Genomic DNA, 12,367 nt, shown 5'->3' with positions numbered 1-12,367 from the left:
GCGGAATACCGCACCGGTCCCCCTATTCTCGACGCATCAGCCGGTATAGGTTTGCGACGCCGCAAGCGGCGGCGCTTGGATTTCAAAACCGACCATCAGATCACGAGAACCGTCCGAAACCGGCGGATCTCCAAGGACCGGAATCGGATAGTGCACGCCCTTCGCCCGCTGCTTCGCAAATCGCTGTTCAACCTGGTCGCTGCGGGCCTCGCATGCGCCGCATTGCTCGCGCCGGGCGCAGCGCGCGCCGAAGCGCTGCTGCTGATCGAAGCCGACAGCGGCAAGGTGTTGCAGGCCGATAATGCGACCATTCCCTGGTACCCGGCTTCCGTCACCAAGATCATGACCGCCTATGTGACACTGAAGGCGGTCAAGGATGGCAGGCTCACGCTCGACACGCTGCTCACGGTGTCGCCGACGGCAGCCTCGCAGTCGCCATCGAAGATGGGCTTCCGTCCGGGAACGCAGCTCACCGTCGACAACGCGCTGAAGATGATGATGGTCAAGTCGGCGAACGACATGGCCGTGGTGCTTGCCGAAGGCATCGGCGGCTCGATCGACGGCTTCTCCGCGATGATGAACGACACCGCGAAGAAGCTCGGCATGACGCAGACGAGCTACGTCAATCCAAACGGCCTGCCCGCCGACGGTCAGATCACGTCCGCGCGTGATCTCGGAATCCTGGCGCGCGCGTTCCTGCGCGACCTGCCGGAATACGAGTACTTCGTGCACATCCCGGCAATCCGCTTCGGCAAGCGCATCACCGGCAATTTCAACAAGCTGATCGGCCGTTATCCCGGCGCCGACGGCTTCAAGACCGGCTTCATCTGCGCCTCCGGCTACAATCTCGTGGCATCGGCCACGCGCAACGGCCGCCGGCTGATCGCGGTGGTGCTCGGCGCCAATTCCGGCACCGCGCGCGCGGTGAAGGCGGCGCAGCTGCTCGAGCGCGGCTTCAGCCAGGACAATCTGACATGGCTGCGACCTTCGCTCGGCACCGTCGATAATCTCGTGCCGGTCGACGCCTCGCCGCCGAACTTGCGCGACGAGATGTGCGGGCCCAACCGCAAGCGGCCGGCCAGCGACGACGACGATGCGCTGATCGCGGCCAATGGCAGCACGACCGGATCGGCCTCGGCCACCGGCGGCGAAGCCCAAGTCACCTTCTTCACGGCCGGCCTGCAGCCGCCGCTGATGAAGGCCTCCGAGCTGATCGCCTCTGCTCCGGCCGCTGCCGAGCCCGTGCTTGTTTATACCGGCCCGACCCGCACCGGCACGGCCCTGATCGCGGCGGTCGCGGCCGATGCCGATCAACAGACGGTGGCAAAGCCGCGTGGCAAGAAGTCGCGCGTCGCCAAGAAGCCTGACGCTGCCGACAAGCCGAAGGACGGGAATAAGGACGCGAGCAAGGAATCCAAGACGGCGGCGGCGAAGCCGGCTGCCAAGCCTGATACCAAGAGCGATACCAAGGCCGCGGCCAAGCCGGCCGGGACCAAGCATGCCGCGGCCAAGCACGATGCGGCGGCAAAACCCGCCGAGAAACCGGCGGCAACCGGCGATCAGACCCCCAAGCCTGCCAAGCCCAAAGCCGCGACCAAGCCCGCCGCCACCAAGCCGGCCAACAACAGTTAACGGCCCCTCGGGGCTGGACCGCGCCCGCACTTCGCACCTGCGGCAGCGCGGTCTGTGATGATTCCAGTAGCTACTCCCCGACCTTTGCCCTAAGCCTCGACGGCTTGCCACCCGTTCCGGCAGGCTCGATACTGGCGGCAATGAGGCAAGCCCGAGACACAACGGGCTCAGTTAGATGAGGGGAGTTTCCATGGAGCGCATCTGGCTCAAGCAATATCCGCCCGGCGTGCCCGCCGATATCGAGCCGACGCAATACGCATCGCTGGTCGACCTGCTGGAGGAGAGCTTCACCAAGTTCGCCGACCGCAAGGCGTTCATTTGCATGGACAAGTCGATCAGCTATCGCGACCTCGACCAGATGTCGGTCGCGCTCGCCGCCTATTTGCAGGGCCGCGGGCTGCAGCGCGGCGCCCGCGTCGCCATCATGATGCCGAACGTGCTGCAATACCCGGTTGCGACCGCTGCCGTGCTGCGCGCCGGCTTCGCGGTGGTCAACGTCAATCCGCTCTATACCCCGCGCGAGCTCGAGCACCAGCTCAAGGACTCCGGCGCCGAGGCCATCATCGTGCTGGAGAATTTTGCCCACACGGTCGAGCAGGTGATCGCGAAGACGCCGGTGAAGCACGTCATCGTCGCCAGCATGGGCGACCTGCTCGGCTTCAAGGGCGTGATCGTCAATCTCGTCGTCCGCCGCGTCAAGAAGATGGTGCCGGCCTGGTCGCTGCCGGGCGCGGTGCCGTTCAACGACGCGCTCTCCGCCGGCCGCGGCATGACCTTCAACAAGCCAAAGCTCTCGCCGGGCGACGTCGCCTTCCTGCAATATACCGGCGGCACCACCGGCGTCTCCAAGGGCGCCACCCTGCTCCACCGCAACATCGTCGCCAACGTGCTGCAGAACGACGCCTGGCTCCAGCCGGCGCTCGCCGCGCCGCCGCATGTCGATCAGCTCATGATCGTCTGTGCGCTACCGCTCTATCACATCTTCGCGCTGACGGCCTGCTACCTGCTCGCAGTGCGCGCCGGCGGCTGCAACCTCCTGATCCCCAATCCGCGCGACATCGCCGGCTTCGTCAAGGAGCTGGCGAAATACCAAGTCAACAGCTTCCCGGCCGTGAACACGCTCTACAACGGCCTGATGCATCATCCCGACTTCAAGAAGCTCGACTTCTCCAAGCTGAAGATCTCGAACGGCGGCGGCATGGCGGTGCAGCGCTCCGTGGCCGAGCAGTGGAAGGCCGTGACCGGCTGCTTCATCGCCGAAGGCTATGGCCTGTCGGAGACCTCGCCGACGCTGACCTGCAATCCCGCGACCACGACCGAGTTCTCGGGATCGATCGGCATTCCCGTGCCCTCGACCTGGATCTCGATCCGCGACGACGACGGCAACGAGATGCCGCTCGGTCAGGCCGGCGAGATCTGCGCCAAGGGCCCGCAGGTCATGTCCGGCTACTGGAACAGGCCGGAGGAGACCGCCAAGGTGATGACCGCTGACGGATATTTCCGCACCGGCGACATCGGCGTGATGGACGAGAAGGGCTACACCAAAATCGTCGACCGCAAGAAGGACATGATCCTGGTCTCGGGCTTCAACGTTTATCCCAACGAGATCGAGGAAGTGATCGCGAGCCATCCGGGCGTGCTCGAATGCGCCGTGATCGGCATCCCCGATTCCAAATCGGGCGAGGCGGTGAAGGCCTTCGTGGTCAAGAAGGACCCGAACCTCACGGCCGAAGCCGTGATCAAGTTCTGCCAGGAGCAGCTCACCGGCTACAAGGTGCCCAAGCACATCGAATTCCGCAACGACCTGCCGAAAACCAATGTCGGCAAGATCCTGCGCCGGCAGCTTCGCGACGAGAAGAAGGCGGAGGCGGCGTAAGGCCGCTTTTCATTCATGCTGGAAGGCGGCGACATCACGCCATCAGGCATTCTCGCCTTCTGGCGCGAGGCCGGCCGCGAGCGCTGGTACAAGCGCAACGACGCTTTCGACGCAGAGGTCAGGCGCCGCTTTCTCGCCCTGTGGCAGAAGGCGGCCGCCGGTGAGCTTGCATCATGGGAGACGAGCGACGACGGCGCGCTCGCGCTCGCCATCGTGCTCGATCAGTTCCCCCGCAACATGTTCCGCGACACGCCGGAGGCTTTTGCCAGCGACGCGCAGGCGCGCGATGTTGCCCGCCGCGCCATCGAAAGCGGCACAGATCGCAGGGTCGATCCCATCCTGCTCGAATTCCTCTATCTGCCCTTCATGCATTCCGAGCACCTGGCTGACCAGCTGCATTGCGTTGCGCTGTTTCAAAACACCGACAATGCCGTGAACCTGAAATACGCTCGCGAGCACGCCGACATCATCCAGCGGTTCGGCCGCTTCCCCCACCGCAATCGCCTTCTCGGCCGCGACACCACCGCGGAAGAGCAGGCCTTCCTCGACGGCGGCGGTTTTACGGGCTGATGACATCACGGTGAACGACCGCGGCCCTCGCCGCTTCCGCCGCCGGCAATATTGTGCAGGCCGGCGCCACGGTCTAAAAAGCGGGACCGATATTCAGGGAGACTGATGATGGCGATCCAGACTGGCGACAAGCTGCCCGAGGCGAAATTCCGCGTGATGACGGCGGAAGGTCCGCAAGTGAAGACCACCGACGATATCTTCAAGGGCAAGAAGGTGGCGCTGTTCGCGGTGCCCGGCGCCTATACCGGCACCTGCCACAAGATGCACCTGCCGAGCATCTTCCTCAACGCCTACGCCATGAAGGACAAGGGCGTCGACACCATCGCCATCGTCTCCGTCAACGACGCCTTCGTCATGAACGCCTGGAAGCGCGACACCGACCAGCGCGACGAGGCCATCTTCCTCGCCGACGGCAATGCCGATTTCACCAAGGCGATCGGCATGGAGCTGGACGCCTCCGCCAACGGCCTCGGCATCCGCTCCAAGCGCTATTCGATGCTGGTCGAGGACGGCGTGGTCAAGAAGCTGAACCTCGAGGCGATGCCCGGCAAGGTCGAGGTCTCCGGCGGCGACACGCTGCTGGGGCAGCTGTAAGGCGGCCGCCGCTTTCAACGACATCCTCGGTGTCGTCCCGGCCTAGTGCGCAATTGCGCACTAGGCCGGGATGACGATGGAGATTGGGGCGCGAGACGACGGCACAAGCGAAATGCGGCGCCCCCTACTCCCTCACCCTCTGCTGCAATCTTGCCATCGCGATCCCGTCTCGCGCGAGCTGATCGGCGCGCTCGTTCTCCGGGTGCCCGGCATGGCCCTTGACCCAGTGCCAGCGGACCTCGTGCTGCTTCAGCGCGGCATCGAGACGCTGCCATAGCTCGACATTCTTCACCGGCTTCTTGTCGGCGGTGCGCCAGCCGTTGCGCTTCCAGCCGAAGATCCACCCCGTGATGCCCTGACGGACATATTGGCTGTCGGTGTAGAGATCGACCGTGCACGGCTTCTTCAGCGCTTCGAGCGCGGAGATCGCCGCCATCAACTCCATCTGGTTGTTGGTGGTGTGGCGCTCGCCGCCGTTCAGCTCCTTCTCCTTGTCGCCGAACTTCAGGATCGCGCCCCAGCCGCCCGGCCCGGGATTTCCCGAGCAGGCGCCGTCGGTATAGATCGTGACATTGGGAAGCTCGCTCACGCCACCAGTCCTGAGGGCATCAGCCCATAGTCGCGAACGCTCGTCACGCTCTGATGGAAGCGCAGCTTGCGGACATATTCCAGCGGATCCTTCGGCTTCACCAGCGCGCCCGGCGGCACGTTGAGCCAGTCGACCAGCCGCGTCAGCAGGAAACGGATGGCAGCACCACGCGCGAGCAGCGGCAGCGCCGCCTCCTCGGCTTCGGAGAGCTTTCGCACCCGGCCATAGGCATTGAGGAAGGCGCGCGCCTTGGTGACGTTGAAGGAATGATCCGGCTCGAAGCACCAGGCGTTGAGGCAGATCGCGATGTCATAGGCCAGCATGTCGTTGCAGGCGAAGGTGAAGTCGATGATCCCCGAGAGCCGGTCGCCGAGAAAAAAGACGTTGTCGTTGAAGAGGTCGGCGTGGATCACGCCCTCCGGCAGGTCGGTCGGCCAGACCCCACTCGAGAGATGATCGAGCTCGGCGGCGAGAAAGGCGCGCAGGCCCGGCTGCACCTCGTCGGCACGGCTTGCGGCCGCATCGAACAGCGGCCGCCAGCCCGCGACCGAGAGCGCATTGGCGCGCTTGATCGCAAAATTGGCGCCAGCCAGGTGCATTTTCGCCAGCCCCTCGCCGACGCCGGCGCAATGGGTCGCATTCGGCTTGCGCGGCCAGACGCCTTCGAGAAAGGTGATGATTGCGGCGGGGCGGCCCGACAGCTCGCGCAGCGCCTCGCCGTCTCTTCCCTTCACCGGCAGCGGGCAATTGACGCCGTGCTCGGCGAGATGCGTCATCAGCGCGAGAAAGAACGGCAGATCGTTCTTCGCCACGCGTTTCTCATAGAGCGTGAGGATGAACGATCCGGTCGTCGTATGCAGCAGGAAGTTGGAGTTTTCGACGCCCTCGGCGATGCCCTTGTAGGAGAGCAATTCGCCGAGATCGTATTGCTTCAGGAAATCCGCAAGCTCGTCGGCGGCAACGTCGGTGTAGACCGCCATGCAGATTTACTCTGCGGCGGCTTCGGGGCGCACCGAGCGCGGCAGCGGGAAGAACTCGTTCTCTTCCGCGGCCGAGACCGTCTCCACATGCAGCGTGTAGCGCTCGGCGAACGCGTCCATGATCTCCTCGACGATCACTTCCGGCGCCGACGCGCCCGCGGTGATGCCGAGGCTGGCGATGTTGCCGAACTTGTCCCAGTCGATGTCGGCGGCGCGCTGCGCCAGCACCGCGATCTTGCAGCCCTCGCGCTCGGCGACCTCGCGCAGGCGCTGCGAGTTCGACGAGTTCGGCGCGCCAACCACGATCAGGGCGTCCACCACCGGCGCCACCTTCTTCACCGCGAGCTGGCGGTTGGTGGTGGCGTAACAGATGTCTTCCTTGTGCGGCCCGTTGATGTTCGGGAAGCGCTCCTTGAGCAGCGCCACGATCTCCGCGGTGTCGTCGATCGACAATGTGGTCTGGGTCACGAAGGCGAGGTTATTGGGGTCCTTCGGCGTGATGGTCTTGGCGTCCTCGGCGGTCTCGATCAGGGTCACGGCGCCGACCGGAAGCTGGCCGAGAGTGCCGACCACTTCGGGATGATGCGAATGGCCGATCAGGAAGATCTCGCGGCCGCGCTTGAAGTGGATCGCGGCCTCGCGGTGCACCTTGGTCACCAGCGGGCAGGTCGCATCCAGCGAGAACAAATTGCGGGACTGGGCATCGGCCGGAACCGACTTCGGCACGCCATGGGCCGAGAACACCACCGGCGCGGTGGTGTTGTCAGGGATCTCGGCGAGCTCCTCGACGAAGATGGCGCCCTTCTTCTTCAACCCATCGACGACGTATTTGTTGTGCACAATCTCATGGCGAACATAGACGGGGGCGCCGTATTTATCGAGCGCCCGTTCCACGGTGTCGATCGCCCGGACCACCCCGGCGCAGAAGCCGCGGGGAGAACAAAGCACGATCTTGAGGTCTGGTTTGGCTGACATTGAGCGATCTCGGGACCGAATCACCCGTTTCGCCTTCTGGCGGGGGCGGTCGATGGATGGAATTGGGCTTAAAACAGTCTGCTTGGACTTTACAGCGACTTCAAAAGGAATTGGGCCCCCTTTCGGGCGCTGTCAAGGCACTATCTATAGCAGAACCATTGCGTGGCTACCCCCTCCGGGCTTATATAGCGCGAATTCCCTGTCATCGCTGATGACCACCGGTTTCGCCTCCAGAGGGGTGGGCGAAGCACAAAGGAGATTTGCCATGAGCAACGCACCTCTGATGCCCAAGGCGACCGCCGTCTGGCTGCTCGACAACACCGCGCTGACCTTCGACCAGGTCGCCGATTTCACCAAGATGCATCCCCTCGAAGTGCGCGCGATCGCCGACGGCGACGCTGCCCAAGGCATTAAGGGCATGGATCCCCTCTCCAACGGCCAGTTGACCCGCGAGGAGATCGAGAAAGGCGAGAAGAACCCGGACTACCGGCTTCGCCTCCAGGAGAGCAAGGTGGTGCTGCCGCCCCAGCCCAAGCGCAAGGGCCCGCGCTACACCCCGGTCTCGCGCCGCCACGAGCGCCCGAGTGCCATCCTCTGGCTGCTGCGCAATCATCCGGAGCTGAAGGACGCGCAGATCATGCGCCTGGTTGGCACCACCAAGAGCACGATCGCGAGCGTGCGCGACCGCACTCATTGGAACACATCGTCCCTGACCCCGATCGACCCTGTCACCCTCGGCCTCTGCTCGCAGATCGAGCTCGATTTCGAGGTGCAGCGCGCCGCCAAGGAAAAGCCGATCGACGCAGCCTATGGCGGCGCCACCCTGCTGCCGGCCTCCGAGACCACCCGCAAGGACGAATACGAACCTGCGGATAAGTCCAGCGACGACCTCAATGTCGACGCCGTATTCGCCAAGCTCAAGACGCTCGGCGGCAAGAAGCAGGAGGACGAGGAGGAGTAGGCTTCCTTCCCTGCACCGCATCCGGTTCGAACGCGGCGGAGTGATCCGCCGCGTTTTTGTTTGCGGCCGGGAACTTTCGCGACACCGCTCCCGGAACGATGCGGCTGACGTCGCATTGTTTCCAGCGCGGAGGATCAGCGATGCGGGACGAGAACCATTTTGCGTTGATGCTGGGGCGCGCTGTCCTGGCAGCGTGGGGCGACATGCCCCGGGATATCCAGGAAGCCCTGTTCGAGATTGCCCTGACGGACCGCCCTGGCGATCGCGACGATTTGGCGAAGCTGCTGCATGAGCGGCATCCGCGAACGGCGCACGCGGGATAGCCGCTTTCCACCGTTCATCGCATTCGCTGGTGAGACGATGCCAAGCACCGTCAATGTCAGGCCCCGGCGATGACGATCCCACAACAATCAAACGGAAAATACACCGCGGCGCCGGGGCCCCACCCGGCGCCGCGAAACGCCGTCAGAACTTGTAGGTGACGCCCGCACCGACCAGCCACGGGTCGATATGCGCAGTGCCGGTGACGGGCAGGCCAGAGACGGTCGCCGAGTAGTCCGGTCGCAGCCAGAGCTTCTTCACGTCGACGTTGAGCCCCCAGTGCCGGTCGAGCATGTAGTCAAAGCCGAACTGCACCGCACCACCCCAGGCATTGCTGACGTGCAGGCTCGTGGTGGTGGCGACGATCGCGGGCGGCCCGACGATCGCGGCCGGCGTGTTGGCGGCCGAATTGTTGAAGAACACGGTGTAGTTCACACCGGCGCCGATATACGGCTTGAACGCGCCGAAATTGTCGAAGTGATATTGCAGCGTCAGCGTCGGCGGCAGCAGCGTGGTCTTGCCGATCGGCAGGTTCGCGAGCGAGCCGGTGCCGCTGATCGAATGCCTGGTCACGCCGAGGATCAGTTCGGCCGCGATGTTCCTGGTGAAGAAGTAGCTGATGTCGAGCTCGGGCACGATCTGGTCGCTGATCGAGAGGCCCGAATTCGGCGACGACAGCGACGGCACGCCCGCAACGTTGACAGTGCTGCCGCCGGCATCCGGCAACACGCCGAGCACGCGCAGGCGCACCATCCAGGGATTGAAGCTTTCCACCTGTGGCGGCGCCTTCTTGTAGACCGCCAGATCGGCGGCCTGCACTGAGGCAGAAGTCCCCGCGAGCATCGCGCCAATCGCTGCGAGCCGCGCCAAGTTTCTTATCGTTCCGTCCATCTTCATTCCCCTTCAGCATCTCTCGCGCGTCGTTGCGCGATACGAGCGTCAGAGCAGAAAGGAGATGATGAAGGATTTGACGCCGATCAAATCAGGACAGGCCGCCTGCGATTTGGTCGCGGCGTGGCAGATGTGTCACGGGAAACGTGAGTGCAGGCAAGCGGCGCGGCATGATAATTCCGCGCCAGCGTTCACGGCCGTTCCGGATGGTTCAGCATGTATTCGCCGAGATCGCGCTGACGGCGATCGGCGCGCGCGGTGGCCGCATTGCGCTGGACGTCGCGGTCCTTGCGGCAGGCCACGTATTCCGGCGAGCCCTGCGCATAGCCGCGGCTCTGACAGACCGCGTCGTCGTCGTCGCCGCCCACCGCCACCGGCGTCTGGTAACGCGCGGAGCAGGCGGAGAGAGCGATGGCGAGAGTGACGGCTGCAAGCAGACGCGACGTGGCGGCGAGTGGCATACGAGGTCCCCTATTGGCCGGCACTGTTTAACGCGGAATGCGGAGAATGTAAGTCCTTGGATACCGTCCATCTCGCTGTCATTCCCCGCGACCCGGCTACGCCAAGGCTTCGCCGGGGTTGAGGTCCAGGGGCGCCGAAGCTTTAGCGTAGGCGGCAGGCGGGGAATCCAGTACGCCGCGGCGGTCATTGGGTCACACAACTGCCGCCGCGGAGTACTGGATCGCCCGCCTGCGCGGGCGATGACAGCGGAAGGTGGAGAGGGCGGCATTGCGCCTCACAGGCAGAACGACCGGCGCAAATCTCACACCCTCCCCTTCAGCGCCGCGCCGATCTCGTCGAGCACCTTGGGATCCTCGATCGTCGCCGGCATGGTCCAGGCTTCGCCGTCGGCGATCTTCTTGATAGTGCCGCGCAGGATTTTTCCGGAGCGCGTCTTGGGTAGGCGGCCGACGGTGATCGCGAGCTTGAAGGCGGCGACCGGGCCGAGCTTGTCGCGCACCAGCGCTATGATCTCCTTCTCGATCTCGGCAGGCGCACGCGTCACGCCCGCTTTCAGCACCAGGAAGCCGCAGGGCACCTCGCCCTTGATCGCGTCCTTGACGCCCAGCACCGCGCATTCGGCCACATCCGGATGCGAGGCCAGGATCTCCTCCATGCCACCGGTGGAGAGGCGATGCCCGGCGACGTTGATGATGTCGTCGGTGCGGCCCATGACGAAGACATAGCCGTCCTCGTCCTTGTAGCCGGCGTCCGAGGTTTTGTAGTAGCCGGGAAATTCGCTCAAGTAAGATTCCTTGAAGCGCTCGTCCTGATTCCACAGCGTCGGCAGGCAGCCCGGCGGCATCGGCAGCTTGATGACGATCGAGCCCATGGTGTTGGGGCCGACTGGCTTTGCCGCTTCGTCGACGATGTCGACTTGGTAGCCCGGCATCGGCACCGTCGGCGAGCCGTGCTTCACGGGCAGCATGCCGAGGCCGACCGGATTGCCGGCGATGCACCAGCCGGTCTCGGTCTGCCACCAATGATCGATCACCGGCACCTTCAGCTGCTGCTCCGCCCATTCCACCGTCGGCGGATCGGCGCGCTCGCCGGCGAGGAACAGCGTGCGGAATTTCGAAAGGTCATATTGCCGGATGAATTTTCCTTCGGGATCCTCCTTGCGGATCGCGCGGAACGCGGTCGGCGCCGTGAAGAAGGCGACCGCCTTGTGCTCAGAGATCACGCGCCAGAATGCGCCGGCATCGGGCGTGCCGACCGGCTTGCCCTCATACATGATCGAGGTCGCGCCGTGGATCAGCGGCCCGTAGACGATGTAGCTGTGGCCCACCACCCAGCCGATGTCCGAGCCGCACCACCAGACCTCGCCCGGCTTGACCCCGTAGAGATTGAACATCGACCAATTTACCGCGACGAGGTGCCCGCCATTGTCGCGCACCACGCCCTTGGGGATGCCTGTGGTGCCTGACGTATAGAGGATGTACAGCGGATCGGTGGCCGCGACCGGCACGCAAGGGGCTTTCTTGCCGTCGTTCATCGCCTTGCGGCGTAAGCTCGCCCAATCATAGTCACGGCCGGGCGTGAGGTCGCAGGTGTGCTGCGGACGTTGCAGCACGATGCAGGCCTTCGGCTTCGTGCTTGCGAGCTTGATCGCCTCGTCGAGCAGCGGCTTGTATTGCACGATGCGGCCGGGCTCGATGCCGCAGCTCGCGGAGAGAATGAGTTTCGGCTGGGCGTCGTCGATGCGGGTGGCGAGCTCCTTGGCGGCAAAGCCGCCGAACACCACGGAATGCACCGCGCCGATGCGCGCGCAGGCGAGCATCGCGACCACCGCCTCCGGCACCATCGGCATATAGAGAATGACGCGTTCGCCCTTGGCGACACCAAAATCCCGCATGATCGCGGCAAGCGCCTGCACCTCGCTCAAGAGCTCGGCGTAGGTGAATTTCGTGACGCTGCCCGTCAGCGGCGAATCATGAATCAGCGCGACCTGGTCGGCGCGGCCGCGTTCGACATGGCGGTCGAGTGCATTGTAGCAGGTGTTGACCACGCCGCCGGCGAACCAGCGGCCGTAGGTTCCTTGCGTGGAATCGAAGATGGCCTTCGGCGGCTCGATCCAGTCGATCTCCTTGGCCGCCTCGGCCCAGAAGCCCTCAGGGTCCGCCAGCGAGCGCGTATGGACCTCGTGATAGAGACTCTTGCCCTGGATGTTCATTCCCGCGCTCCCGTTCCCTTTCTGGCCTGGCCCTGACCCTTGTGGCAGGACGAGCGCCCCGCCATGACCAGGATCAAGTACCGGCCTTGTTTGAGGGCTATTTTCCCGGGAACGGGCCGCGGTTCAAGCCGAAAAGGATGGGTCTTTTGGCGGAGGCACGCTGCCGGCCACGCGGGCGGAGCGCCCCCTCTCCCGCTTGCGGGGGAGGGCTGGGGTGGGGGTGCTTCCGCAATGAAGACTCCCTGAGGAGAGAAAGCCCTCACCCGCCGCGCTCGGGACGATGCTTCGCATCGCCCGGGGCGCG

General features: G+C 64.6%; 12 protein-coding genes. 6 read left to right on the top strand and 6 right to left on the bottom strand.

Translation table 11 applies throughout. The features are described 5' to 3' along the window. Positions 1-150 precede the first annotated feature (150 nt). From CWO91_RS10605 to CWO91_RS10590, 4 genes are all read left to right on the top strand, one after another. Positions 151-1,632 carry a D-alanyl-D-alanine carboxypeptidase family protein gene (locus tag CWO91_RS10605; protein WP_130213419.1) on the top strand — a complete coding sequence of 494 codons (1,482 nt, stop codon included), beginning with the start codon at positions 151-153 and terminating at the stop codon, positions 1,630-1,632. 190 nt (positions 1,633-1,822) lie between these two features. Further along, entirely contained in the window at positions 1,823-3,508 is a 1,686-nt protein-coding gene (locus CWO91_RS10600; protein ID WP_130213418.1) for a long-chain fatty acid--CoA ligase, read from the top strand. A gap of 15 nt (positions 3,509-3,523) precedes the next feature. Next, a complete protein-coding gene (locus CWO91_RS10595; RefSeq protein ID WP_130213417.1) occupies positions 3,524-4,078 on the top strand; it encodes a DUF924 family protein in 555 nt (184 codons plus the stop codon). 108 nt (positions 4,079-4,186) lie between these two features. Then, a complete protein-coding gene (locus CWO91_RS10590) occupies positions 4,187-4,672 on the top strand; it encodes a peroxiredoxin (protein WP_091895200.1) in 486 nt (161 codons plus the stop codon). A gap of 124 nt (positions 4,673-4,796) precedes the next feature. Here CWO91_RS10590 and rnhA read toward each other — a convergent pair whose 3' ends face one another. The 3 genes from rnhA to ispH are packed head-to-tail and all read right to left on the bottom strand — an operon-like array spanning position 4,797 to position 7,216. Beyond that, the gene (rnhA, locus tag CWO91_RS10585; RefSeq protein ID WP_091895107.1) at positions 4,797-5,261 is read right to left on the bottom strand and encodes a ribonuclease HI; all 465 of its coding nucleotides are present in this window, start codon (positions 5,259-5,261) and stop codon (positions 4,797-4,799) included. Continuing rightward, complete coding sequence (locus CWO91_RS10580; protein WP_130213416.1) at positions 5,258-6,241, bottom strand: homoserine kinase; 984 nt, start codon at positions 6,239-6,241, stop codon at positions 5,258-5,260. The genes rnhA and CWO91_RS10580 overlap by 4 nt, the downstream gene beginning before the upstream one ends. A gap of 6 nt (positions 6,242-6,247) precedes the next feature. Further along, positions 6,248-7,216: a 4-hydroxy-3-methylbut-2-enyl diphosphate reductase gene (gene ispH, locus CWO91_RS10575; RefSeq protein WP_130213415.1), complete on the bottom strand. Its 969-nt coding sequence runs from the start codon at positions 7,214-7,216 to the stop codon at positions 6,248-6,250. 265 nt (positions 7,217-7,481) lie between these two features. On the opposite strand from ispH, the gene CWO91_RS10570 reads away from it, so the two are divergent. Both CWO91_RS10570 and CWO91_RS10565 read left to right on the top strand, forming a co-directional pair. After that, entirely contained in the window at positions 7,482-8,177 is a 696-nt protein-coding gene (locus tag CWO91_RS10570) for a DUF1013 domain-containing protein (RefSeq protein WP_165405350.1), read from the top strand. Between the two features lie 140 nt (positions 8,178-8,317). After that, positions 8,318-8,500, top strand: a complete 183-nt coding sequence (locus tag CWO91_RS10565; RefSeq protein ID WP_091895111.1) for a hypothetical protein — start codon at positions 8,318-8,320, stop codon at positions 8,498-8,500. A 142-nt stretch (positions 8,501-8,642) separates the two neighbouring features. On the opposite strand, the gene CWO91_RS10560 is transcribed toward CWO91_RS10565, so the two are convergent. From CWO91_RS10560 to CWO91_RS10550, 3 genes are all read right to left on the bottom strand, one after another. Then, positions 8,643-9,389, bottom strand: a complete 747-nt coding sequence (locus CWO91_RS10560; protein WP_130213413.1) for an OmpW/AlkL family protein — start codon at positions 9,387-9,389, stop codon at positions 8,643-8,645. A 191-nt stretch (positions 9,390-9,580) separates the two neighbouring features. Next, positions 9,581-9,850, bottom strand: a complete 270-nt coding sequence (locus tag CWO91_RS10555) for a hypothetical protein (protein WP_130213412.1) — start codon at positions 9,848-9,850, stop codon at positions 9,581-9,583. A 302-nt stretch (positions 9,851-10,152) separates the two neighbouring features. Next, the gene (locus CWO91_RS10550) at positions 10,153-12,063 is read right to left on the bottom strand and encodes a propionyl-CoA synthetase (RefSeq protein WP_130213411.1); all 1,911 of its coding nucleotides are present in this window, start codon (positions 12,061-12,063) and stop codon (positions 10,153-10,155) included. Between the last annotated feature and the right edge of the window lie 304 nt (positions 12,064-12,367).

Source organism: Bradyrhizobium genosp. SA-3, assembly GCF_004212635.1.
Taxonomy (GTDB): Bacteria; Pseudomonadota; Alphaproteobacteria; order Rhizobiales; family Xanthobacteraceae; genus Bradyrhizobium.
Note: the sequence above shows the minus strand (reverse complement) of the source record. Positions and strands in the feature narration are given on the sequence as shown.

Coding starts and splice junctions, on each gene's coding strand:
- CWO91_RS10590 (WP_091895200.1), top strand. CDS start 4,187: ATGGCGATCCAGACTGGCGACAAGCTGCCCGAGGCGAAATTCCGCGTG.
- ispH (WP_130213415.1), bottom strand. CDS start 7,216: ATGTCAGCCAAACCAGACCTCAAGATCGTGCTTTGTTCTCCCCGCGGC.
- CWO91_RS10595 (WP_130213417.1), top strand. CDS start 3,524: ATGCTGGAAGGCGGCGACATCACGCCATCAGGCATTCTCGCCTTCTGG.
- CWO91_RS10600 (WP_130213418.1), top strand. CDS start 1,823: ATGGAGCGCATCTGGCTCAAGCAATATCCGCCCGGCGTGCCCGCCGAT.
- CWO91_RS10570 (WP_165405350.1), top strand. CDS start 7,482: ATGAGCAACGCACCTCTGATGCCCAAGGCGACCGCCGTCTGGCTGCTC.
- CWO91_RS10560 (WP_130213413.1), bottom strand. CDS start 9,389: ATGGACGGAACGATAAGAAACTTGGCGCGGCTCGCAGCGATTGGCGCG.
- CWO91_RS10550 (WP_130213411.1), bottom strand. CDS start 12,063: ATGAACATCCAGGGCAAGAGTCTCTATCACGAGGTCCATACGCGCTCG.
- CWO91_RS10565 (WP_091895111.1), top strand. CDS start 8,318: ATGCGGGACGAGAACCATTTTGCGTTGATGCTGGGGCGCGCTGTCCTG.
- CWO91_RS10555 (WP_130213412.1), bottom strand. CDS start 9,850: ATGCCACTCGCCGCCACGTCGCGTCTGCTTGCAGCCGTCACTCTCGCC.
- CWO91_RS10580 (WP_130213416.1), bottom strand. CDS start 6,241: ATGGCGGTCTACACCGACGTTGCCGCCGACGAGCTTGCGGATTTCCTG.